Origin of the sequence: Mucilaginibacter sp. (assembly GCF_039925265.1) — a bacterium.
GTDB lineage: Bacteria > Bacteroidota > Bacteroidia > Sphingobacteriales > Sphingobacteriaceae > Mucilaginibacter.
The window spans coordinates 242,777-267,600 of sequence record NZ_JBDSZG010000008.1 but is presented as its reverse complement, the minus strand read 5'-3'; the positions used below and the strand labels follow the sequence as shown (position 1 = coordinate 267,600).

The following is a 24,824-nucleotide window of genomic DNA, read 5'->3' as shown; positions in this document are numbered from 1 at the left end:
CTTCTTATAAACCTATGATGCTATAATCAAATTAATTTAGCAGCTACAATGTGTTTTTACTGTATCTATTGGTTTATTGATTTTGTAACGTAACCAATTGCCATCTGGTTTTCGCACAACCGGCTTTACAATTAATATACACGCATACTGTAGCAGGGGTTTGTCTAAATATAAAGCGCATTGATAAATGTGCGTTGGACCTGGTGCGCTATAACCGGCTCACATGAGATTTGATAAATCACCCAGTCAAAAAGGGCGGTAATTTGTTTTAACCTAAAATTGAACGATGTACACTTCTTACCCCAAAGCAATATGCTTTAGCATTTTAGTAATACTGCTTATCTTTCCTTTTGTTACAAATGCCCAGGGCCCGATATCAAAGATCTTAGATAAAAGTTATATCTGGAATGTTAAAGACACTAGTAAACGCGGAGATCTGCATGTAGTTTTCCGAAAAAGCTTTACGATTAAGGATGGTAGCGCTCAGGCAACGCTTAATCTTTTTGCCTACAATCGTTTCGCTGTTTTTATCAATGGGAAATATTTAATGCGGGGCCCAGTACGCTTCGAAAACAGAGGGCCGGAGTACGCAAGTGTAAATATATCTGCTTACCTTAAAAAAGGAAATAACACTATTGTAGTTGTGGTGCACCGTTTTGATCATACGGGACAAATTATGGCTCACGAGGCCGGCTTTACTGCGCTGATAGAATTAAAGAATTTAAAAGGCGGGCAAATTAGAACAGACCGAAGCTGGAAGGCATCTGCGGAACTGGCTTATTTGGGACGCCCGTTTGCGTGGTCATCTATTCGCGAAAATATTGATGCCCGTAAAATGCCGGCTGATTATACTTCCGGTACATTTAACGATGAAGCATGGGGTAATGCTGTTCCTATTTCCGATCTAAATAACTTTGCCCCGCTGCATAAACAGGAACTTCCTTTTCAGCAGGAAACCGTGGTGAATAACCTGACCATTAACGGCAAACTATCCATTAGCAACTTGCCAATAACACTAAATAAAGGTGATACGCTAAAGGTAAGCCTGCCCGACTATTACCAAGCCTATTTAAGTTTGGATATCAGTGCCGAAGCCGGAGCCCGACTACGTTTATTTGATAAAGACGGCGAACTTAACAATACTTATATTACCCGCAATGGTTTACAAAACTATACCACCTTTGATACCTATGGAATAAAACATTTTGTTGTTTATGCTGCCGATGGCGTAATAAAATTAAACCGATTAAAGATAATTGAACGGCGGTATCCTTTTAAACGAACAGGAAGCTTTAATTGTAGCGACCCCGTACTTAATACGTTATGGGACAGGCTTACCAGATCGTTACAAATTTTGAGCGAAGACGCTTACGATGACTGTGCCGACCGGGAAAGAGTAGAATGGATGGACTGCGATCCGCCGGGATTTGACGTAACCCGTGCAAGCATGGAAGGCCCGGATGTTGACGGAAAGAAAATGTATGCAGATGCCCGCTTGTTGAAAGAGATGTTACGTCGCACAGCTTTAACACAAACGCCGGATGGCCGGGTAAAAGCACACACCTGCTCAGACAGGTGGGACATTCACGGTTATATGGAGGATAGAGCCTGCGATTGGGTGGAAGGTGCCAGGAGATATTATGAAAGCACCGGCGATAAGAAATTCATAAAAGAGATATGGCTGCCGATAACTAAACAACTAAACTGGTTTTTGGAGCGCCGTACCCAACGCGGGCTTGTTAAAGCCAGGGAATGGGAGGTGTCTACCAACCCCTTACGTTACCAGGTATGTGAAGGTACCGGCTTGAATGCCTTTGTGTATAAAGCGCTTAAAGATGCCGAATACCTGGGTAAAAAAATAAATAAAGAATATGAAGCAGCTATGCTTGGTGCTGCTGGCGACAAGCTGAAAATTGCCATTAACAAGTATCTGTGGGATAGAAATAGCGGAACTTATTATAGTGGTTACATGGACAATGAGGAGGCTGCAAAAAAAATGTTTGAGAAGCAGCACAGCAATATCAAAATTAAAAACGGATATGCCGAACCTACATTTGAGGCCGCAATTTTTGCTGTTGACCAGGAAGTAGTGCCCGCTGCCCGTGTGGATAGCGTAAATCAGTTTTTGAAGGACAAATTTGACAAGCCGTATTGCTTTATGACTTATTACTACAGTTTTAAGCAAATGTACGCCCAAAATAATATTGACACAGATGGAAAAATATTAGACATGATCAAAGAGCGTTGGAAACCGATGTTGGATAACGAATGGCAAACTTCGTGGGAGCATTATTTTGAGGAGGGGAGTAAAGTTCACATTTACGGCATCTTCCCAGCGTATTTTTTAAGTTCGAGTGTATTAGGCGTAAGAGTAGATGGCCCGGTATGGAACAAAAGGCTGGTAATTGATCCAAGGTTGGGTAGGCTGAATTTTGCCGAAGGTAACGTGGTTACCGAGTTTGGAAAAGTCGCAGTATCCTGGAAGAAAACAAAAAATGGGATGAAGTTTTCCATTGATGTGCCAAAAGGGGTGATTGCTGCACTGAAGCTCAATGGTGAATTACCGGTATCTGATTTTAAACTGAATGGTGTTGCCAAAACACTGAAAAAAGTAATTGGCCAGTACAGCACCGATTTGAACGGCGGAAAATGGATTGGTGTTATTACTTATAAAAAATAGGGGATACCGGCTGATTCGGGATATGGGATTGTTTGAAATGATAAATAAGTTATAATATATATGCAGCAGAGCACTTTAAAAATTGGATTGTTTGGAATAGGCCTGGAGGCCTACTGGGAGCAGTTTAATGGGTTAAAAAAACGATTGGAGGGGTATTTGGCGGTTGTGGAAGAAAAAATCAGCCGGGTTCATCCCGCTGTGATAAACCTGGGGCTGATAGATACGCCCGACAAGGCCTTTGCTGCCGGCCGTACGTTTAAAAAGGAAGATGTTGATATCATATTTTTGTATGTAACCACTTATGCACTATCATCTACGGTATTACCAGTAGTTCAGCGTGCAAAAGTGCCTGTTATTATCTTAAATCTTTCGCCTGGGGCTGCAATTGATTATGAGGCTTTTAATAGCATGAATGACCGGCGGCAGATGACCGGAGAGTGGCTGGCATATTGCTCGGCCTGCCCGGTTCCGGAACTGGCGAATGTTTTTAAACGCACGGGCATAAAATTTTACCAGGTTACCGGTATGTTGTATGAAGATGCCGAATGCTGGAATGAAGTTACCGAATACATAGAAGCGGCGCGGGTGGCCAATACAATGGCTTTTAATCGTCTGGGTTGCATGGGGCATTATTACAGCGGTATGCTGGATATTTATACCGATCTCACGCAGCAGTATGCAGCCTTTGGAGGTCATATTGAGTTACTGGAAGTAGATGAACTTGCCGCTTTGCGCAGAAATATCAGCGATGATGCTATTAGCCAGCGGGTGCAAGTATTTAGCGATCAGTTTGAAATAACGAAGGGTTGCAGCCGGGAAGAGCTTGAGCGCGCAGCCCGCACTTCTCTGGCGCTTGATCGCCTGGTTGAAATTCATCAGCTGGGATCTTTGGCTTATTACTATAAAGGAACCGGTAATACGGATAATGAGGATACGATCAGCTCTATTATTTTGGGTAATTCGTTACTTACCGCCAGGGGAATACCCGTAGCAGGCGAATATGAAATAAAGAACGCACAGGCGATGAAGATACTGGATAGCTTTGGCGCAGGTGGCTCTTTCACAGAGTATTATGCTATGGATTTTGCCGCTGATGTAGTATTAATGGGGCACGACGGGCCGGGCCATATTGCCATTGCAGAGGGTAAAACAAAGGTAAGGCCCTTAGCGGTTTATCACGGTAAAGTAGGTAAGGGCCTTTCGGTGGAAATGTCTGTAAAAAACGGGCCGGTGACATTTCTGTCTGTAGTAGAACAGGCCGGTGGCAAACTCATGCTGCTTGTGGCCGAAGGTGAATCGGTACCCGGGCCAATATTAGAAATAGGTAACACCAACAGCCGTTACAAATTCTCTATCGGAGCCCGCAAATTTGTGAACACCTGGAACAGTTACGGGCCTGCCCATCATTGTGCCGTAGGTGTTGGGCATATCAGCAGCAAATTGCACAAACTTGGTCAGCTACTTAATATTGATGTAATGCAAGTGTGTTAAACCGGCTTGGTTGCCCAATTTAAACGGGGAAGAAAGGCAAAGGGGATATTACCGTATTGTTAAAAAAGTATAAAAGTTATATCATTTTATACAATAGAATTGTCATTTTATATATCCTTTTGCCCGTGCACTCAACTAAATTTGAAGAAAGGAATTAGCCCTGCCAATAGCGCCACTTTTATAATAAGCCAGTTATAATAAATTTATTGCCACCATTTTAATTGATCATTCAACATGTTATTAATTATAATTTAACGTATGGGGAAGGAATAATCAAAAAATATAAGCAGGTATTAGCTAATACCTGCTTAATTAAATGAGTTGTATTGCCTGCTGGAATAGATAATGCAATCATTAGCTAATCTGTTAATTAACCTAATTCAAAATTATGATTTTTTTTACAAAAAAAGCCCCGGTTAAAGGGGCCTGGTGGAATATTTTTTATATTTTTTCACTCTCCCTGCTTCTGATAGTCAACGGGTCGCACCAGGCAATTGCAGCTGATAAGCCAAAGGCCAATGCATTTGAAGTTTCCGGAACGGTAACCTCCGAAACCGGCGAGGCGCTGGCTGGTGTAACCGTTAGCGAAAAAGGAACTACCAACGGCGTTTCTACCGATGTAAATGGCAAATTTAAATTAGTCGTGAGTGATGGTAACGCAACACTATTGGTACGTTATATCGGCTTTCAAACCAAAGAAGTACCTGTTAACAACATGGGCACTTTAAATATCAAACTCGCAGCTGATCAAAGAACGCTTAACGAGGTTGTTGTTGTGGCCTATGGCACGCAAAGAAAAGGTGACATAACAGGAGCCGTTACTACGATAAAGGCGGATGATGTAAGAGACCAGCCGGTGACCCAGTTTACACAAAGCATCCAGGGAAGAACACCGGGTGTACAGGTAAATCAAACAACGGGTATACCAGGCCAGGGGATGTCTATCCGTATCCGTGGCGCGGTAACATTTTCTGGCAGTGGCAGTTCCCAGCCGCTATATGTGGTTGATGGCGTGCCACTGGTAAGCGATATCAACAACCTTAACCCGGACGAAATAGAAACCTTTACCGTACTGAAGGATGCATCGTCTACCGCGTTGTACGGTTCGAGAGCTGCCAATGGTGTAATTATTATCACCACCAAGCATGCTAAACCAGGGCAAAACTCCTTAAGCTTTAATGCATTTTATGGTGTGCAAACCGTACCACAAAAAGGCCGGCCCGATGTGATGAACGCAGTGGAATTTGCACAGTATGAACAAGATGTGTTTAAAGAGCAGGACAGGATAAACCGTGCAAACGGCGGTACGGGTGTAGCTATGCCTGTTGAGTATCAAAACCCATCGCAATACGCAGGTAAAGGTACTGATTGGTATAATGTATTATTACGTAATGCACCTATTCAAAGCTATAACCTGTCGTTAAACAGCGGCACCGAAAAATCAACAACTACGGCTACACTTGGTGTATTGAACCAGGATGGTGTGCTGATAGCATCAAACTATAAAAGATATTCTTTACGCGTAAACAGCGAGTATAAGTTTAACAGCAAAATTACCGTGGGGCTAAACGTAGCACCAACTTATGAAAAACAAGCTAACGGAAATACCGATGGCAATATTTTTGGTGGCGGTATTATTCAAAACGCAATAACCAGCTCTCCGATATCTCCCTATAAAAACGCCGATGGTTCTTTGCCTTTAACCTCTCAATCTCCGGGCCTTTTTGGCAACCCAAACTGGTACCGTGTGGCAACAGAAAATAAGAACAATACGCAAAAAGGGCGTTTACTGTCCAATGCTTATGCTAACATTGAGATCATAAAAGATCTGAATTTCAGGTCGTCCTTAAACATCGATTACGTAAATCAGCAAAACCAAACCTGGAGCCCTTCTACATCAGGCGGCTTGTTTGCGCCACCGCCAAATCAGGCTAATGCAAGTTCAACCAGCAATATTTACTATTCCTGGCTTGCAGAAAACACCCTGAATTACAAACATAGCTTTGGGGATCATAATTTTGATGTACTGGTAGGTTATACCGCCCAAAAATACCACCAAAATTATAGCTACCTATCCGGTTATGGTTTCCCGAATGATAACATATCATCATTAGCTGCTGCCACGCAGTTTAATACGCCCCAAACTAATATTCAGGAATGGTCGCTGGTATCGTTTGTTTCGCGTTTAAACTATAACTATAAAAACAAATACCTGGTTTCTGCATCTTTCAGGAGGGATGGTTCATCACGTTTTGCCCCTAATACCAAATACGGTAATTTCCCGGCGGTATCAGTTGGCTGGAACGTTTCTGAGGAATCGTTTATGCAGAAATTCCCGATCATATCCGATCTTAAATTGAGGGCTGGTTACGGTGTTAACGGTAACTTTAACATCCAGAATTATGGGTTTATACCTAATACCCAAACAACCAACTACACCTTTAATGGAACTTTAACCCCTGGTACATCTATCGCCAACATTGGTAACAACAATTTAAGCTGGGAAAAATCCAGGCAATTGGATATCGGAGTCGACTTTAGCTTGCTCAAAGGGCGTATAAGCGTTAGTTACGACTACTTTAACAAGATCACTTCTTCGCTGTTGTACCAGATCAACGTACCCCGCGAATCAGGTTTCTCCAGTATAGCCGATAATGTAGCCAAGTTGAAGTTTCACGGCCATGAGTTTTCCATCACCAGCCAAAATTTGGTTGGCCCCAACCTGAAATGGTCAACTAATTTCAACATCAGCTTTGTGCGCAGCAAGATCCTGAATTTAGGCCCATACGGCACAAACTTGCCAAGGGACCCGAATGGAGCTAATATAGAATTGATTGGCCAGCCGTTAGGAATGTTCTATGGCTATAAATTTATAGGCGTTTACCGTGATCAGCAGGATTTTGACAGTTCGCCGAAGTATACCGGCAGCGATTCGCCCTCACAAATAGGTACAGTTAAGTATGCTGATATCAATGGCGATGGTATAATCGACGCAAAGGATAAAACCATTATTGGTAACCCCAACCCCGATTTTACTTACGGTATGACCAATAACCTGTATTACAAAAAATTCGATTTTGGTATTACCATATCAGGCGCTTATGGCGGCGATTTGCAAAACCGTACGTTAGAGTACACCCAAAATTTGGATGGTGTGTTTAACGTAACTAAAGATGTTGCCAACCGCTGGAAGTCGCCTACAGATCAGGGCGATGGGGTTCATCCAAGAATTGTTGTAGGTACTGCCCTGGCCCGAAATACCAATTCAAGGTGGGTAAGCGATGGTAGCTTTCTTACAGTTAAAAATGTAACCTTAGGTTACGCCATTCCGCTTAGACGCAATAATTATATTAAAAGTGTTAGGGTTTACACCAGCGCGCAGCAGTTGATTGTTTTTACCAAATACAAGGGTGCTAACCCCGAAGTAAGCGGAGTTGAGGGCAGCAGCGTTGTAAACATCGGTATCGACAATACCTCGTATCCAGTGCCGCGCACCATCAGTTTTGGTGTAAATGTTAATTTAAAATAAAACATATAATCATATCATTATGAGAATCAGGATATTATTAGCAGCGGCATTGGCATTAAGCTTATCTGCCTGCAAAAAAAGCTTTATTGAACTGGTGCCCCAAACGGCAGTAACCGAAGCAACTTACTTTAAAACAGCAAATGATTATACCCAGGCCGTTGTAGGATCGTACGTACCGCTGCGAAATATATACGGCGACGCTTACGTTATGGGCGAAATGCGGTCAGACAATGCCACTTATTTTGCCAGCCCCGGTTTACAGGGAGGCCAGTTTAGTGATAAATGGAACATCTCGGGTTTTTTGGATATACCGATCAACATGTATGGCACCAACAAATACGCAAGTTGCTACGTTGGCATAGCTCGTACCAATGCTATTTTAGATCGTATTGACGCTTCGACCATTGATGCCGGTGTAAAAGCCAATTTAAAAGGGCAGGCGCAGTTTTTAAGAGCTTTTTATTATTTCGAGCTGGTTCAGTATTTTGGCGGCGTACCACTGCATTTAAAAGAGGTTAGTTCGGTAGCCGAAACAGCTTTGCCACGCTCACCTGCCGATGATGTGTACAAACAGATTATAGCGGATGCAACCAGCGCGGCTACTTTATTGCCGGCAAAGCAAACGACTTTGGGTATGGTAACGCAAGGTTCGGCAAAAACATTGCTGGGTTATGTTTACATGACACTTAAACGCTACCCCGAAGCCGAAACGGTATTAACAGATGTAACTAAACTTGGCTATAGCTTAGTTACAAATTATGCCAATGTATTTGTAGGCCGCAACACGGCAGAATCTATATTTGAGGTGCAGTATTTAGAAGGGCCGCAAGGGCAGCAAAGTAATTTTGCATTCCAGTTTGCGCCTAATATTACCAACATCAAAAATATTTTAGGCCCATCCGGCGATAATAAAACTACCGGCGGCTGGAACAAGCCAACCCCGGATTTGATTGCAGCCTACGAAGCGGGAGACACCCGTAAGAATGCTTCTATCGCCTTTAGCTTTGTAGATGGCGACGGTAACACGGTAAATGATACCTATTGCAAAAAATACACGCACGGGCCGTATGCAAATTTTAATAATACAGGCGACGATTGGATAATTTACCGGTATGCAGATGTGTTGCTTTTACTGGCCGAAGCTTTAAATGAACAGGGCAAAGCCGGGCAGGCAATTCCGTACATTAACCAGGTGAGAACACGCGCCGGGCTGGCGGCAACTGCAGCCATAAGCCAAACCGATATGCGCGTTGCGATAGCAAAAGAACGCAGGGTTGAACTGGCGTTTGAAAATCACCGCTGGCTCGATCTGGTACGTACAGGCCAGGCCATCAATGTGATGACTGCTTTTGGTGCAACAATTAAAACACAGCAACCATATTTGCCAACAAATGCTTACACCAATATCACGCAGAACAGGCTACTATTTCCGATCCCGCAGTCAGAGTTGGATATTAACAAACAATTACAGCAAAACCCAGGCTACTAATAACTAAATAACAATCCCTTAACTGGCAACCCGTTAAACAATTGCGTTTAACGGGTTGTGTGTTAATTAAATTTTAAAGAATGCAGAAAGCTACAATGTTTATTTTTCTTGTTTTCGCGGCTATCAGTTCTTCCGCGCAAACGCTGGTAAAAGAAGTAAGGTGCGATTATCGCAAGCAACCACTAGGTACTGATAATCCGCAGCCTAAACTGCAGTGGATACTGCAATCAACTCAGCGTAATTGTGTGCAAAAAGCTTACAGGGTAATTGTTGCAGACGATTCTGCCCTGATCGCTAAAAACATGGGTAACGTTTGGGATACAAGGAAGGTAAACTCTGCCCAATCCATCCAAATTAGCTATGCCGGTAAAAAGCTTGCAGCCGCAAAAACCTATTATTGGAAGGTAATGGTATGGGATAATTACGGCAAGATGTCTGCCTGGAGTAGAGCAGCGAAATGGCAAATGGGCCTGTTGAAACCAACTGACTGGAAAGGTGCGCAATGGATAGGCTATGACAAAATGCCCGATTCGCTGCACATTGTGCCGGCGACTGATAACCCCGGCGATAAAAGGTGGAATACCGGAAAGGATATACTGCCTTTGATGCGCAAAGAATTCAAACTCGGTAAAAATGTTAAAAAGGCAACCATTTTTGTAACCGGGCTTGGCCAGTTCGAACTTAATATCAACGGCAAAAAAGTGGGGGATCATTTTTTAGACCCGGGATGGACACAGTACAGCAAACATGCCTTATACGTAACTTTTGATATCACCAATAACTTAAAAAAAGGCAGTAATGTGTTAGGCGTAATGCTGGGCAATGGGTTTTATTTTGTACCCGGCGAGCGCTATCGTAAGCTTAAAGGAGCCTATGGCTTTCCTAAAATGATCTGCCGCACTCTGATACAATATGCCGATGGCACCGAGCAAAACATCGTAAGCGATAATACCTGGAAAACGGCCCCCGGCCCGGTTACCTTCTCCAGCGTTTACGGCGGCGAAGATTACGATGCCAACTTAACGCAAACCGGCTGGGATAAACCCGGTTTTGATGATAGCAAGTTTAAAAATGTGGTAATTGTTGATGGCCCGCCTTCCTTAGAATCGCAGCAGGAAGAACCGTTGAAAATCTTCGATCGGTTTGGCGTAAAAAGCGTTACACAGCCTAAACCGGGTGTGTGGGTGTATGATATGGGTCAAAATGCTTCGGGTATCCCCATGATAGCCGTTAAGGGCAAACGAGGCGCGGTAGTAAAACTTACCCCTGCGGAATTGATAGATGACAAAGGATTTGTTTTACAGGCACCTGTAGGAGCGCCGGTTTATTTTAATTATACGCTAAAAGGCGAGGGGGTAGAGAAGTGGCACCCGCAGTTTATGTACTACGGTTTTAGGTATATACAGGTAGAAGGAGCGAGCCCTGCTGATGAAGTTAAGGATGGGCAACCTGTTATAACCGAGATCAAGAGCCTGCATACCCGTAACAGTGCTGCCACTATAGGCTCATTCAGTTGTTCTAACGATTTGTTTAACAAAACCTTTAAGCTGATCGATTGGGCTATCAGGAGCAATACCTCCAGTATTTTTACCGATTGCCCGCACCGCGAGAAATTGGGCTGGCTGGAAGAAGCGCATTTAGTGGGCAGCTCTATCCGGTATAATTATGATATTGCCAGTTTGTGCCGCAAGATCATCAGGGATATGATGAATTCGCAAACATCTGAGGGGCTCATCCCAGATATCGCGCCGGAGTATACACAGTTTGGGGGGCCTTTTCGGGACTCGCCGGAGTGGGGCAGTAACAGCATCATTATGCCTTATTATGTTTACCAATGGTATGGCGATAAGCAGGTGCTGGAAGAGAGCTATAGCATGATGGCGCGTTATGCTGCCTATCTCGAAAAAAAATCGAAAAACCATATTTTGTATTTCGGCCTTGGCGATTGGTATGATATAGGGCCACGGGACCTGGGGCCCTCTCAGCAAACCCCTGTCGGCATTACCAGTACGGCCATTTATTATTACGACCTTACCCTGTTAACTAAAATTGCCCGCATACTCGGTAAAACCGAAGATGAAAAAGCATACGAGGCTTTAGGCATTAAAGTTAGGGAATCCTTCAACAAAACGTTTTACAATGCAGAGAAGGGCCAGTATGGAACCGGGAGCCAAGCTGCAAACGCCATGGCTGTTTACATGGGCCTGGTTGAGGACGCGAATAAAAGTAAAGTGATAGATATGCTGGTGAAGGATATCCGTGCTCACAATAATGGTATAACGGCTGGCGATATTGGTTATCGGTACCTGTTGCGGGTATTGGATGATGCAGGCCGTTCTGATGTTATTTTTGATATGAATAGCCGCTCGGATGTGCCGGGTTATGGCTATCAGTTAGCACAGGGTGCCACTGCGCTTACCGAATCGTGGGCGGGCAACCGTATTTCGTCTAACAATCATTTTATGCTGGGGCACCTGATGGAATGGTTTTACAGCGGGTTGGGCGGCATACGCGCAAATAGCAGCGCCAATGCATTCCAAAAGATCATTATCAGGCCCGAGGTTGTTGGTGATGTAACTCAAACAAAGGCAAGTTTCGAATCTCCTTATGGCACCGTTAGTAACGAGTGGAACAAAAGAGACGGACTTTTTGTAATGATGGTAAATATCCCGGTAAATGCAACTGCGGTGGTTTATTTGCCTGCAAATAAAGACAGTAAAATAGCCGAAAGCGGGAAAGATATTTCAGTGAATAAGGATATTAAATTATTGGGTTATGAGAACGGTAAAGCAATGGTGCAAACAGGTTCTGGCAATTATAAGTTCACAGTAACGCCTTAATCCGTCTGATGGAATACTTTCCGCAATCTCTCGTAAGTAATAATTCTTAATTATTACCAGGATCATTTAAAACAAAAACGGCTGCCTTTTTAAGGGCGGCCGTTTTGCATTGTTATTTATCTAAACCGGGGTGATATCGGATGTTATTCGGGGCCGTATAATTGCCATTCTAAAAGCAACGGGTCCTCATTTTTATTCTCTATCAGTAAACGGAAGTATTGGGCTGTAACAGGTTTAAAATTGGTAATGTAGCCGCTGCCTCCCGTGGTGTTTTTAAGGATACTTACCCAGTTTTCTCCTTGTTTATACTGCAGTTCTACGTTTTGTTTTTTGTTTTCCCAGGGGTGCCATGGCTCATCTAATATTAAGGTGGAAATTTGCACGGGCTTTTGCATATCTATTTCCAGCGTAGCCTTCTTTTCGCCTTTAGCTGCTTGCCAGCGGGTAAAGCGGTTGCCATCTAATAGGTTGCATGCGGCTGTAGTGCTGTCTTTTTGAGAAGAGGCCGTTACCTTTTTACCAAAAACCGGGGAAGGCGCAACTTTTGGCTCTCCGGCAAATTGTAAAACTACAACCATGTCGATGGAATCGGTTGCTATTGCGGGGAGTTTTATAACATTGCGACCGTTTTTTACCGATGCCTTTAAAGGCTTTTTATTCGGGTCTGCCAACAGGTAGGCCTTACTTACTTTGTTGTTCATGGGTACAACCAGTTGCCCGTTTGTAGGGTAATCAAATACATGCAGATACAGTTTTTGCCCTTTGCGCGTAACGCGTCCCCACGATAGGTAAGGGAAGGGGCTGGCCCTTGTACCGTAAATGGATTCCTTGTTTACTTTTATCCATTTGCCCACTGTTGCCAGCCTTTCTATACTGGGTTGCGGTATTTCGCCATGCGCATTAGGGCCAACATTAAGTAACATGTTGCCACCTTTGCTTACCACATCGGCCAGGTCGCGGATAAGTGTTTTCGTGCTTTTCCAGTTCTCATCGTACGATTTATAGCCCCAGGTGTCGTTCATCGTCATACACGATTCCCAGTTGCGGCCGGGGAAGCCAGTTGCCGGTACAAATTGCTCGGGTGTTTCTGTATCGCCATCAAAGCCTCCGCCCAAACGGTTATTGGTGATCAGCGCCGGGTAATTTTTTATGACGGCTTCAAATTTTTCCGCACGCTGGCGCGTCATATCCTGCGGGGTATCCCACCACAATACATCTATCCCGCCATAATTTTTCAGGATCTCTTTTACCTGCGGAACAGCAATTTTATCGATATAATCTTCAAAACTACCATCCTGTGCTTTATCCCAATGGCCGCCGCTTGCTGCACCACCTGCGTTATTCCAATCCTGCGCCTGCGAATAATACAGGCCTACCTTTATCCCTGCTTTGTGGCAGGCAGCAATCAGCGGGCCTATAATATCCTTTCCGTATGGCGATGAATCTACTACGTCCCAATCGGTTACTTTAGAATCGAACATGGCAAAGCCTTCGTGATGTTTAGAGGTGATGACGATGTATTTCATCCCGGCATCTTTAGCAATCTTCACCCAAGCTTCCGGGTCGTATTTATCCGGATTAAACTGTTTGGCATATTGTTTATACTCTGCTACAGGGATTTTAGCGGTGTTCATTATCCACTCGCCAATACCTTTAACTGGTTTATCGTGATACATCCCCGCTGGTACAGAATACAAACCCCAATGTATAAACATCCCGAACTTGTCGTCTTTCCACCATTTCATTTTAGGGTCGTTCGTGGGCAATTTTGGCGTTTGTGCCGATAAGCTGTTAAAGCAGTATAGACTGATCAGCAGCAGCAACGTTAAATTTTTTCTCATTTCTTATAATTAAATTTATTCTTTTTTAAGGCTAACAGGGCCAATTAAACCGGAAGATATCAAAGGCGAATCTTTTGTGAAATAATTCCAGGTAGTGAAACAGTACCGGCCCTTGGATGGCCGTTGTTCATTCTTCAAAAACCAATCCGGGAACTCCTTTAAATAATCGCCTCCCCATTGCCCGTGCAACCATTCGCAATCGGCAGGCTCTTGTTCGTCTCCAATTAAGCGATTAGCCCATACATTGGTCACCTCAATGGTTAATTTGTTATTTTTTGATTTGAGGATACCTGCCGGAATGCTTACGCCCCATGGCGCTGTCCACACTACGCCAAGGTCGGTATTGTTCACCTTTACGCGGGCCAGGTGTTTTACCTCGCCTAAATCAAGGTAGTATGTATTTGCTTTTTCTTTAGCAGCAACATCGGCCAGGTCGAACGTTTTTGTGTACGCTGCCGTGCCGCTATAATATTTGATGCCGGGTTCGGAGCGTTTCGTCCAATCCTCGAGCGCAGTAAAAGTTACCGGCTGTGCCGGACCACCCCATTTATCATCGAAACCGACAGACCAGGAGCCACCGAGGGTTTGTAATGTTTTTTTAGTTGGGAAATTTGCCGCGGAAGCAACCGGCGTAACGGATTTTTTACGGAAAACGATAAAAAAGCTTTGGGCGTCGTCAAAATTTATGGTGATGCTGGTACGCCCCATATCGCTGTTAAAATTTGGCAGGTTGCGCATTGTTTTAGTTACCGGGTCCCATAGTTCGGGTTGCATGCCGGCTATTTTAAAAGTGCAACTTGCGGTTATTGGCTGATGCGCTGTGTTCGCCACAAAATATATATCAGTTTTCCCATCCGTGCGGTGGATATTTTTTAACACACTGCCCGCCTGAGCGCCTGTTATTGTAACATCATCTTTATCTGCCTTAGCTATCCGTCCCCATTGCAATAATGCCTGGCAGCGCTGCCAGTAATCAACAAGGGCTTTGCCGGGTTCCCACCAGGTTTGGGTACGATCGAAGTGCGTGCCCCATTGCCCCATGGTTAAGCCCGGCAAGTATTTGGCATCCCAGGGCTGCTGTACAAAGCGGTGTAGTATAAGGCGGTTAACTCCTTCGCAGAAAGCTGCATCTCCCATCGGTTTTATCCATGCCGGCGTTTCGTCCCATTTACTGTCTCTCGGGTCACCTGTAAAAGCTTCGGCTTCAACAATATTCTGGCCTGATTTTCTTAACGCCTGCACCGTTGTCTCCAACTCGTATGGCGAATACTTGCCGCCATGTGTCCAAAATTCCGTCATTACTTTATCCACCAGCGGCATTATTTCGTCCTGTCGCCATGGGCCGCCATAAGGCTCGCACAAAAACTGTAATTTTGCTGCGTGTACCTTTTTTGCTATGGTTTTGAAGTAGATATCGCGGTATAGGTCTTTAACGGTCGCATCAAAATCACGAACGAACTTTAAAGAATCCGACTTATCATCGCAAACTACCCTACCCGCAAAAGTGGCCAGGTAGGGCATTACACTATACCCCCGGCGTTTTAAAAATTCTTGGGGCATAAGCGGTGTCCAGGTAGGTGTACCGGCTTCATAGCTGTCGAAGTGCAGATGGTTAAAACCGGTGCCGATAAGATCGCCGATGTGTTTTTGTATTTCGCCAATTACATGATCAAGGTGAAAATCGATGGCCTGCTGGCTTATTTTATCGCACTCCAAACCTGTTGCCTGCCATTGCGCGGGCTGTATCATTGTACCTGATGTGGTGTGCCCAAAACGGTAGATGATCCAATTACCTGCCGGTGCGTCCCAGCTTAAACTGCCATCGGGCTGCATATTTTTAGATAGATCTATCACCTGGCTGGTTAATACTGTGCCTTTTTCGGGCATAGCCAGTACCGTAATATCTTTATAATAGGTTTGCCTGGCGGGTACATCGGGTATCTCTGCTATGCCTGTTTTAGGGTTGTGTATTGGCCAAGGGGTGTGGCCCCGCAATTTTACATTGGCGCGGCTCAACTTAATAGCGACATGTGTATTGCCGCTTACCGGTGTTGCCGACCAGCACACTTCCTGCATAGATTGCTCAGGCGTTACCCAGGGGCCTCCGCTCGATTCATAACCCGGGCCGTTGTACATGCCAAAATCCATTCCCAGGCGTTTTGATTCCTCTGCGGCGTAACGCACCATTTTCCACCACGGCTCTGTCCAGGAGATGATCTCCGGGGTGGGGCTGTTTCCTATCGACCCGGCCCATGGGGTGGTTACATCAGCCAGGCTAAACATAGTGGTACGGTTAAAGCCTTCCTTCTTCAGGGCTTCAAGGTCCTTCCGGATCCCCGCCTTGCTCACATTTGCGCCCATCCACATCCACAAAACGCCGGGTTTTGCGGCAGGCGGAGGATTAAGGAAGCTTTTTTCAGGGTTGGCAGTAGGGTTTTGCCCGGCCTTTGTTTTAGTTTGCGCCCCGGCGTTGTTCAACAGCAGCAGGCAAAGGGCAGTCAATGCCCAACGAAAATTGTTCATAATTATAAGGTTATTAATCTTTAAATACTTGTGTAAACCAGCCGTACTATTTGCCGGCCTGTTCTAATTTCATTACAAAACCGCCTGCTTTATTCATATTAATACTTACAGATTGGGCCGCTGTTATTTTCGAGTTTTCTATTGTTACGTTCGCCTGTATATCCGGCACATCTTTCAATATCGTAAGTGTGTATCGACCCTTCTTTAAAAATGATAAGGGGATATTTAAGCTTTTAGCATCACTTGTTCCATTTAAGCCGGCTACAAACCAAGTTGTCCCTTTACGCCGGGCAAATAAAGCCAGCTCGCCAATTTTACTTTGCGTTAAAACAATGGTTTCGTCCCAGGTTGGGGGAATCTGTTGGATGATTGATTTGCAGGGGTTATCTAAAATGCTTTGCGGATCAGCTCCAAGGCACATTAATGGCGACGTAAATACCACCATAGTTGCTACGTGGTGTGCCCAGGTAACCTCGCCCAGGCGGTTACCAAAGTGGATAGGAGTAAAATCTGCCGGGCCGGTTAGCAAACGTGTAAAGGGCAGGGTTACGTTACCGGGTGCCCAGGGTGCTCCGTTCTCCAGGCCACGGATAGCTTCGCGAGTTAATTCGTTTGGCCAGGTACGGTTTTCACCGGTAGGCTTGTTGGCGCCGTGAAAATCCATCATCAATTCATATTTGGCCGCATCCCGCAGAGCGTCCCGGTAAAACGCGATGATCTCCTGCGCTTCGGAATCAAAAAAATCAACTTTTAAACCTGCTATGCCCAGTTCTTTGCATTTCTTGAAAAAATCGCGGCGTTTTTCGGGCGTGTTAATACCCGGTATGCCATTCCTGTCGGGATAGGCTTTCCAAACCCATACCTTAACCCCTTTTTTGGCAGAATAATCTACCAGATCTTTCATCATGGCCCACTTATCGCGTTCCCCGTCTTTCCAATTGCCCCAGCCTTCGTCAACCAAATTATATTCAAAACCTAATTCAGCGGCCAGGTCGCTAAAGTGCTTCATATTATCCAGGGTGATAGCTTGTTTTTCTGCCAGCCATGACCAAACGCTTCTGCCTGGTTTTACCCAGGGAGTAAGATTACCCTGTGGAAATAAGATTGGATCTGGAGCATTGGAAACATTGGTTACGATATCGCAGTTAACCAGTGTGTTTAGATCGGCACCAATTTCGATGATCCTCCATGGCGAATCAAAAGCACCGGTTTTTTTAGTGTCGCCTGTTAGGTTGGCCGTAAAGCCATTATTGCCCGAGGCTGTGAGCGACATGCCAGCGAAATCGATCAGGCCGCCTTCTGTTATCGCTGCATAGCCTTTGCTGTCGGCAAGTTCCAGCGTTGCTGGCGGGCCGGCCAATTCTCCTGCTTTAAAGGCTGCAATTCCTTTCTTCTTGTAAAGGCCTTCGTAATATTGGATGTTTGATTGCGACCAAACATCGGTACCGGCAGGGATATTAAATTGCGTAATATCTTTACTGATAACGGCATCGCCCTTGTTAGCAATAGCATATTTAAAAGCCACGCCGTTATTATAGGCCCGTACATCCAGTGTTAACGGCTTTTCACTTGAAACGATTTGAATTTTTTTGCCATTGCAATGGTCAATAGCAGTGTTATGCACGCCATTAATGGTATAGGTTTGGTTGATTACATAGCTTTTTGCTGTTCCCAATCGTTCGGCGCGGCCAAAAGTTTTTCCGTTCACCATCAATCCCATAACGGAGGGGAGGATGACCGGCGTATTTTTATAAGTAACCGCGTAGGTGAGCATTTTATTGGCTACGGAAATCTTTATTTTTATTTGCCCGTCCGGGCTTGATACCAGGGTGGTTTTACTTCCCTGCGCATGCAGGTATGTGGTGTTAAATAGCGCCGATGTAATAAAACAAAACGTCATCAGCCTAAAAAAACAAGCGGTAATTGGTGTGGTGTAAAATTTACTCATAGTTACTGTAGTTAAAATTCAATAGGATACTTATTTAAATAGATGCCTATCATTGTGCTATTTTTAATACGCCAGGGGACGCGGGTTCGCCTTCAAGTTTTTCTGTTTTTAAATTGATAACGTTGTGGCTTTGTAACACATGCGCAAAAAATGGAGGACGATTTATTCCCCACGTTACCGAGCTGTTGCTGATTACAATGTTGGTGGCGTTGTCCAGGTAAAAGCCGGCATTTGCCGGCCGCTGGTCATAAATGCCGCCGGGTATGTTGGTTGTTTTATTGATGCGTACGTCTACATTATCAAAATAAATACCGTTGATCTTGTCTGAAGATTCGCCGCTGATGTATACCCCATTCTCGCTCTGGCATTTAATATTGCTGAAATAGATGTTTTTCACCTCGCCCACTTTGCCTGCCTTTTCCCCCGGAGGCAAATCAATAGAGAGGCCCTGGGGTTGATCCGAAGGGAAATTTCCCCATAATTTATCAGGTTTGTCCTGCAGGAAAATATCTAATTTACCACCGCGCACAATGTTATTGTACTGTAGGTAATTTTGGGTGTAAAGCCTGCCATTCCATGTAACTTTATAAATGTATATGGATTTGGAGGACTGTTTATGACAGGTTGTTTCCAGTTGTTTGGCACCCGGTAAGTTGATAGTAACCTTATCAAAAAGCGGGGCGGATAGCAAATATTCGCCCGAAACGGGGTTTAGCGGGTAGAACCCCATTGTGGCAAACATATACCAGGCCGACATTTGCCCGGCATCGTCGTTACCGCCCAATCCGCCGGGGCCATCGCTATATTCGTTGGCCAATATAGTTCTTACTTCCTTTGTTGTTTTCCAGCTGTTTCCGGTATAGTTATACATAAATGGGATCTGATGCCCAGGTTCGTTACCATGCCAGTACTCGTTTTTAAGAAATATGCTGTCTAAAGCTTGTTCCAGTTTATCCCGCCCGCCCATTAACCCGGCAAGGCCCGGTATATCCTGTGGTACATAAAAGGTATATTGCCTGGGTGTTCCCTCGGTAATGTAGCTTTGCTTCAGGTCGGCATTGAAAGGTTTTATCCAGTCGCCGTTTTTCATGCGTGCCCTAACCGAGTTTACCGACGAATCAAATACATTAGTATAATTCTTCGCCCGTTTTTGCAACACCAGGTAGTCTGAGTTGTGCTGCATTTTTTTTGCCATCAGGGATAAGGCGTAATCATCGTAAGCGTATTCCAGCGTGCGGCTTACCTGCTCCGCTTTGTGGAAGGCATCCTTAACGCTGTCTTCCTGGGGAACGTAACCGTACTTTAGATAGCTATCCAGCGCGCGGCGGCCTTTTCCTTCTATATAATCTTCCCTTTTCGCAGGCAGCTCAAAGGCATTTTGTCGCATCAGCTTGTAAGCTAAAGTTTGATTAGATGTGCTGATGCCCTTTAAGTATGCTGATGTGATGATGGAAGTGGTGTGATCGCCAATCATTTCGGAGGTATAACTGTTCCAGCAAGGGAAAATAGGTAACCAACCGCCTTGTGTGCCTTTCAACATTAATGATTGTACGAAATCATCAACCAGTTTGGGATTCAATATTTCCAACAAAGGGATTTGCGCCCGGTAAATATCCCACAGCGAAAAATCGTCGTAATAATTCCCTGTGCTTAATTTGCCCAGCCTGTTGCTGGACGCAAACAAAGGGTAGGTGCCATCAATATCGTTATACAAGCGCGGATGTTGTAATACATGGTAAAAAGATGTGTAAAAAATGCGCTTATCCTTTTCATTGGCGGTATTAACTACCACCTGTTTTAGGGTTTGTTGCCATGCAGTTTTGCACTGTGAAACCGTTTTGCTAAAGTCGAAGCCCGGGATCTCTGCCTCCAGGTTTTTTCGTGCGCCATCAATACTGCTAAAAGATGTACCTGTGCGCACGTTCAGCTTTTCGTTTCTGCGCATTTTAAAGCCAAGATATACACCGATGTTTTTTTGCGATGAAACGGTATTGCCGGTGTTGATCTTATTGCCGGTGAATGTGCCGAAACTGTTGATGGCCCTATTTATTTTTATCACAAAGTAGCCGCCAAAACCCGCGGGGTCGCCCCAGCCCTGGTATATGCGGTGTACGGGATTGTAACCATAAATCTCGCCGCGTTTTTCATCTACTTTGATGTAGCCCTGCCCAAAGTCGCTGTTGGGTGTTATCAGCAAATAAAGGCTATCGGCTGTATTGACGGTAAATTCCATTATACTGCACCGGGGGGTAGCAGTTACCGCCGACTGTAATTTTGATTTCGGTAAATCTAAACGGTATAAATAGGGAGTGGCCAGTTCGTTTTTATGGCTAAAGGTTGTTGTTTTAGTGGTTATATCAAGCTTTCCGGTAAGGGGCATTACGGTTAAACTGCCGTAATCCTGCATACAGGAACCGCTGATCCAATGCGAGCCGCGGAAGCCGGAAAATTGATCATCTTTATAATAATAGGGAGGGATGCATTTACGCTCGGTAGCCTGTGTTTGCGCCGTCCACTGTGTCATGGCAAATGGGGTAGATACAGATGGTATGGTGTTAGCGAAGTTAGCTTCTACCGAGCCGTGCTTTAATGCCGAATTTGTAGTGCTTGTTGCTGTACCGGCAAGCGTGTTAACGTATTTTACCAAATCGCTTTGCTGTGCGTATGTGTTAAAGCTTGCGCATAGCAAAGCAAAAAGGAGAATTAGGCGTCTTAATAGCATTAATTTATCTATAATTTAACTGTTGGAGGTAGTTGTTTGGCTATCAGATCCTCATAATAAGGCTTTAACTCGGATACCACCGGAGGTTTCGGGCTTTTTGAGTACAAATCATACCGGTTAAATTTATCCACCCACTTAAACATCTCATGGTCGTGTGCATTCAGCAAATAATCGTATGCGTTTTCGCGGTGTTGCGAATAAAACCAATGGTAACGGATCATATACAAAGCTTGTTTCGATACATCATCTTCCCATTCCTCAATGCTTGATAAAGGAGACATTTCTTCCTGTTTTACGTTTTTCATAACAGATGTTTTATGTAGTGTTAATTGGTTAAATCACTATAAGAGTCGTGTTTTTGGGGGCGAAGAATTTTTATTAGAATTAAAAAAAAGCTGCGTATATAATAATTATAGCTGCAGTTTTTTTACGTAAACGTTTACATAGATCATTGCTGTTTTACCATCGTCGGCACATCTCCGGGTATAAGCAGTTTTTCTATTGAATGATTGGTAACCTTGTTTAATATGATAGCCGGTGTTCTATTTACCGAAGGAATAGCTGTCTCCACCATTTTTAAACCGGCAACATTATCAAATACCATAGCGGGCCTAAAATCATCCTGCGCCACGGTAAGCTTTAGATTTTTAATGATAATGCCTTTAGCATGACGTACATAAAAACCCCATGCAGGGAGTTCGCCAAACATGGTAAATTCGGGGTATCCGGCGGCATTTTCTGTAACAGAAGCGAGATTGTCTGTTTTTACCTCGGCAATATCTTTGCTTGCCCCGCCGGCGTAGGTAATTTCTATATTTTCCAAAATCACATCCTCAACAGGGTGGCCGGGAACACCGGTTATTGATGACGGGACTACGTTATGCGGCGGAACCTTTGGGGGAGGGCCTTCCACGGGATATCCTATATCTGGTTTTCCTGAAGGGATACTGGCCTTAACGTTACCAATGTAAACATGTTTAAGTGTACCGTATCTATTGTTGGTGTTGCGATGGCCTAAGCGCAAAAAGATGGCGTTGCCCACATTTGTTGCTACTACATTGCGGATATCAATATCCTCAAGTATGGCTCCATCCACACTTTCCAGCGCTATTGCAGAGCGGTAGGTGTTGTAAACGGTAAGGTTATTTACGCGGATATGTTTAAACCCGCCTACGGAGCCGGTCCCCAACTTAAAGCCGCTGGCGCTTGAACGAAGCACGCAATTTTCTACCGTTACATTTTCACATGCCGAATGCTCATCCTCCGATTTTAGGCAGATGGCATCATCGGTTACATTAAATGTGCTGTTGGTTATCCTAACGTCTTTAGAATCGGTAAGGTCTATGCCGTCGTTGTTCCAGTAAGCGGTGCTTTCTACCCGCATACTATCAATTAATATGTTGCTGCACTTGTTATAATTTTGCACCCATCCTGCGGCGTCCTTCAGTGTAATACCTGTTATTTTGATTGATGTGCAATTGTCAAAGGAGAGGATCAATGGCCTGTTTTTTTCTGTTGGCCGTTTAACCTTCCACTGCGGATCGGTAATGAGCCCTTTATTTAAAAGGTAAAGTACGTTTTCTACCAGTTCCCGTCCCTGGCCGTCAATAACGCCACTACCAGTGATGGCAATATTCTGCTGACCGGTTGCAGAAATTAAGGCAAGGGTGCCTTTGGTGGGGTAGTCCAGCCGGTTTGATGAACCCAAGAGTATGGCGTTGTCGGTAAGATGGAGTTCTACATTTGATCTCAAAACAACCGGGCCGCTTATGTAATTACCATCAGGGATTAAAACAAGCCCACCACCGGCCTTATGCGCGGCATCAATTGCCGCTTGTATAGCAATTGTGTTTTTAAAGTTCTTATTCGCTTTAGCACCAAAAGCAGTAATAGTATATGTTTTTTGCTGCGCCGATACTGTTGCTGTTAATAACCCGAGGGCTATGATCACGAAGTGTTTTTTCATAGTTATAATTGAGCCGCTGCCGATGACCTCGGTAAAATGATAATACCTTCCGGAGAAACGTCTCCGGAAGGTAAATACAATTTAATAGCCTGGGTTTTGGGCAAAAGGCCCTCTGTTTAAATCAACTTGCGATTGTGGTATAGGCCTTAACAGGAACTTAGCATCTAAAGCAGTTTTGCCAGCAGAGGCTGCTTTCAATTCGTCATTGTAGATCAATGGCCGCGTAAGTAATTTATTGCTGGCAACGTTGCCAGCTGTTTCGTAAACGCGTTTAAGTTCATACCATCTAAACTCCTCACCTGCCAGTTCGCGGGCGCGTTCGTCCAGTATGGCATCAAGCGTTAAGGTTCCCGCGTATAGCAGGTCTGCACTGTATGCCAAACCTGTAGCGGGGTTGGTGCCTGCTTTGGCGGCACGTGTACGTATGGTATTGAACCTGGTGAGCGCCAAGCCCTGGTTGCCTAACTTAACGTATGCTTCCGCAGCTATAAGATAGGTTTCTGCAAGGCGGAAAACGTAGGTGTCTCTCGCGCCGGCATTCTCTGCATAGGTAGTTACAAACGGATCCCTGAATTTTTTAAATTGGGGATAGTTACGCGCCCCGGCAAGGAATGGTGAGTTGCGATACTCATCCGGGTTGATAACGATGTATTTACGCGCTGCTTTTTGCTCGGCTGTAAATGCCACCGCCGGGTAATAGATAAGTGTATCGCCAACAGCATAGTTTTTACCGGCAAATGAACCGGCAACCTGTGTAATTACGCCATCAAACACAGTAGCGGAAAACCTGCTGTCGCTTGTGCGGTTAAACAGGCTGAAAAAATAAGGATTGGGCGATATGGCGTTCAATGTTTTACCATAGAAGGTGCTGCGGCCAACCAGAGGCGTATTTTGCGTATCCCATAAAAACCACTGGTGCAAACTATTCCCCAAGCCGTTAGTTAAAGCATTTGTGCTATATTGTACAGAAAATATAACCTCGCTATTGGCCTGAAAGCCGCTTATAGCAGGGTCGAACAAGTCGGAATATTTTGCTTTAAGCGCATACATGCCGGAGCTGATAACGGCATCTGCCACGGTTGCAGCCTGCTGAAAGTCGTTTGGAGCGGCATAGCTTTTATACCCGCGGGTTAAATAAACTTTAGCAAGCAAATGCTGGGCAAAACCTTTAGTAATACGGCCAAAATCTGGCGTAGTTGCCGGTAAGGCGCTAATAGCATCATTTAAGTCCTGTATTACCTGCGCGTAAATGTCCTTTTCGGGCGTACGTGTATAAGCTAATGTTACGCTTGTAGTGCGCGTTGTTACCAGCGGCACATCACCAAATGTTTCGGTAAGTAAAAAATAATACCATGCGCGCAGCGCTTTTGCTTCGGCTACGCGCGTGTTTATCACGGTTACATCGCCATCTGTTACCTGGGTAGCCCAGTACATGGTGTTATTGGCAATATTAATAGCGTTATACAATTGCTTATAAAAGCTATCGGCATCCCCCAAAGAGGAATTAAGCTGGCTATTGTATAAATTGAGGGCATTGTTATCGTTTATGCCCGGTGTGCTGTATACATCTGTACCGATGTTAAAGAATTGTGGAAAATTGACCAGCCCGCGTAATGTTGTATAGTTTGATTTCGCCAGATCCTGAAAACCAGCGTTGAGGTTATAATAAGTCTCTGCCGTACGATTACCGGGATTGTACTCATCGGTAAACTTTTTACAGCTTGTAACACCGGCCAGTAGCATGCTAAGGCCGATGATAATATATGTTTTATTGAAAAATTTCATGTTGATGTCC

The 24,824-nt window shown here is 44.5% G+C and carries 12 protein-coding genes; 5 read left to right on the top strand and 7 right to left on the bottom strand.

Features of this window, described 5'->3' with window-relative positions:
* Positions 1 to 286: 286 nt before the first annotated feature.
* The 5 genes from ABIX36_RS03175 to ABIX36_RS03155 all read left to right on the top strand — a co-directional run bounded on the left by ABIX36_RS03175 (position 287) and on the right by ABIX36_RS03155 (position 12,029).
* Positions 287 to 2,680 carry an alpha-L-rhamnosidase C-terminal domain-containing protein gene (locus tag ABIX36_RS03175; RefSeq protein WP_348080712.1) on the top strand — a complete coding sequence of 798 codons (2,394 nt, stop codon included), beginning with the start codon at positions 287 to 289 and terminating at the stop codon, positions 2,678 to 2,680.
* A 60-nt stretch (positions 2,681 to 2,740) separates the two neighbouring features.
* Positions 2,741 to 4,171, top strand: a complete 1,431-nt coding sequence (locus ABIX36_RS03170; RefSeq protein WP_348080711.1) for an arabinose isomerase — start codon at positions 2,741 to 2,743, stop codon at positions 4,169 to 4,171.
* A gap of 388 nt (positions 4,172 to 4,559) precedes the next feature.
* Entirely contained in the window at positions 4,560 to 7,700 is a 3,141-nt protein-coding gene (locus tag ABIX36_RS03165) for a TonB-dependent receptor (RefSeq protein ID WP_348080710.1), read from the top strand.
* Between the two features lie 19 nt (positions 7,701 to 7,719).
* Positions 7,720 to 9,189, top strand: coding sequence for a RagB/SusD family nutrient uptake outer membrane protein (locus ABIX36_RS03160; protein WP_348080709.1), 1,470 nt, complete (start codon positions 7,720 to 7,722; stop codon positions 9,187 to 9,189).
* A gap of 80 nt (positions 9,190 to 9,269) precedes the next feature.
* Entirely contained in the window at positions 9,270 to 12,029 is a 2,760-nt protein-coding gene (locus ABIX36_RS03155) for a family 78 glycoside hydrolase catalytic domain (RefSeq protein WP_348080708.1), read from the top strand.
* Positions 12,030 to 12,172: 143 nt separating this feature from the next.
* Here the strand turns inward: ABIX36_RS03155 and ABIX36_RS03150 are convergent, their stop codons facing one another.
* From ABIX36_RS03150 to ABIX36_RS03120, 7 genes are all read right to left on the bottom strand, one after another.
* Positions 12,173 to 13,870, bottom strand: a complete 1,698-nt coding sequence (locus ABIX36_RS03150) for an alpha-L-fucosidase (protein ID WP_348080707.1) — start codon at positions 13,868 to 13,870, stop codon at positions 12,173 to 12,175.
* 15 nt (positions 13,871 to 13,885) lie between these two features.
* A complete protein-coding gene (locus ABIX36_RS03145; RefSeq protein WP_348080706.1) occupies positions 13,886 to 16,393 on the bottom strand; it encodes a glycosyl hydrolase in 2,508 nt (835 codons plus the stop codon).
* Between the two features lie 46 nt (positions 16,394 to 16,439).
* Positions 16,440 to 18,341, bottom strand: a complete 1,902-nt coding sequence (locus ABIX36_RS03140) for a glycoside hydrolase family 97 catalytic domain-containing protein (protein ID WP_348080705.1) — start codon at positions 18,339 to 18,341, stop codon at positions 16,440 to 16,442.
* A 49-nt stretch (positions 18,342 to 18,390) separates the two neighbouring features.
* The gene (locus tag ABIX36_RS03135; protein ID WP_348080704.1) at positions 18,391 to 21,063 is read right to left on the bottom strand and encodes a GH92 family glycosyl hydrolase; all 2,673 of its coding nucleotides are present in this window, start codon (positions 21,061 to 21,063) and stop codon (positions 18,391 to 18,393) included.
* A gap of 8 nt (positions 21,064 to 21,071) precedes the next feature.
* Positions 21,072 to 21,368 carry an inositol oxygenase family protein gene (locus tag ABIX36_RS03130; protein WP_348080703.1) on the bottom strand — a complete coding sequence of 99 codons (297 nt, stop codon included), beginning with the start codon at positions 21,366 to 21,368 and terminating at the stop codon, positions 21,072 to 21,074.
* A gap of 143 nt (positions 21,369 to 21,511) precedes the next feature.
* Positions 21,512 to 23,029, bottom strand: a complete 1,518-nt coding sequence (locus tag ABIX36_RS03125; protein ID WP_348080702.1) for a glycosyl hydrolase family 28 protein — start codon at positions 23,027 to 23,029, stop codon at positions 21,512 to 21,514.
* An 81-nt stretch (positions 23,030 to 23,110) separates the two neighbouring features.
* Positions 23,111 to 24,814 (bottom strand): RagB/SusD family nutrient uptake outer membrane protein, encoded by a 1,704-nt coding sequence (locus ABIX36_RS03120; RefSeq protein ID WP_348080701.1) that lies wholly within the window; start codon positions 24,812 to 24,814, stop codon positions 23,111 to 23,113.
* Positions 24,815 to 24,824: the final 10 nt, after the last annotated feature.

What these genes read in the sequence shown, in the direction of transcription:
- ABIX36_RS03150 (WP_348080707.1), bottom strand. Translation starts at nt 13,870, where the DNA reads ATGAGAAAAAATTTAACGTTGCTGCTGCTGATCAGTCTATACTGCTTT.
- ABIX36_RS03160 (WP_348080709.1), top strand. Translation starts at nt 7,720, where the DNA reads ATGAGAATCAGGATATTATTAGCAGCGGCATTGGCATTAAGCTTATCT.
- ABIX36_RS03140 (WP_348080705.1), bottom strand. Translation starts at nt 18,341, where the DNA reads ATGAGTAAATTTTACACCACACCAATTACCGCTTGTTTTTTTAGGCTG.
- ABIX36_RS03145 (WP_348080706.1), bottom strand. Translation starts at nt 16,393, where the DNA reads ATGAACAATTTTCGTTGGGCATTGACTGCCCTTTGCCTGCTGCTGTTG.
- ABIX36_RS03120 (WP_348080701.1), bottom strand. Translation starts at nt 24,814, where the DNA reads ATGAAATTTTTCAATAAAACATATATTATCATCGGCCTTAGCATGCTA.
- ABIX36_RS03125 (WP_348080702.1), bottom strand. Translation starts at nt 23,029, where the DNA reads ATGAAAAAACACTTCGTGATCATAGCCCTCGGGTTATTAACAGCAACA.
- ABIX36_RS03135 (WP_348080704.1), bottom strand. Translation starts at nt 21,063, where the DNA reads ATGCTATTAAGACGCCTAATTCTCCTTTTTGCTTTGCTATGCGCAAGC.
- ABIX36_RS03155 (WP_348080708.1), top strand. Translation starts at nt 9,270, where the DNA reads ATGCAGAAAGCTACAATGTTTATTTTTCTTGTTTTCGCGGCTATCAGT.
- ABIX36_RS03175 (WP_348080712.1), top strand. Translation starts at nt 287, where the DNA reads ATGTACACTTCTTACCCCAAAGCAATATGCTTTAGCATTTTAGTAATA.
- ABIX36_RS03130 (WP_348080703.1), bottom strand. Translation starts at nt 21,368, where the DNA reads ATGAAAAACGTAAAACAGGAAGAAATGTCTCCTTTATCAAGCATTGAG.
- ABIX36_RS03170 (WP_348080711.1), top strand. Translation starts at nt 2,741, where the DNA reads ATGCAGCAGAGCACTTTAAAAATTGGATTGTTTGGAATAGGCCTGGAG.
- ABIX36_RS03165 (WP_348080710.1), top strand. Translation starts at nt 4,560, where the DNA reads ATGATTTTTTTTACAAAAAAAGCCCCGGTTAAAGGGGCCTGGTGGAAT.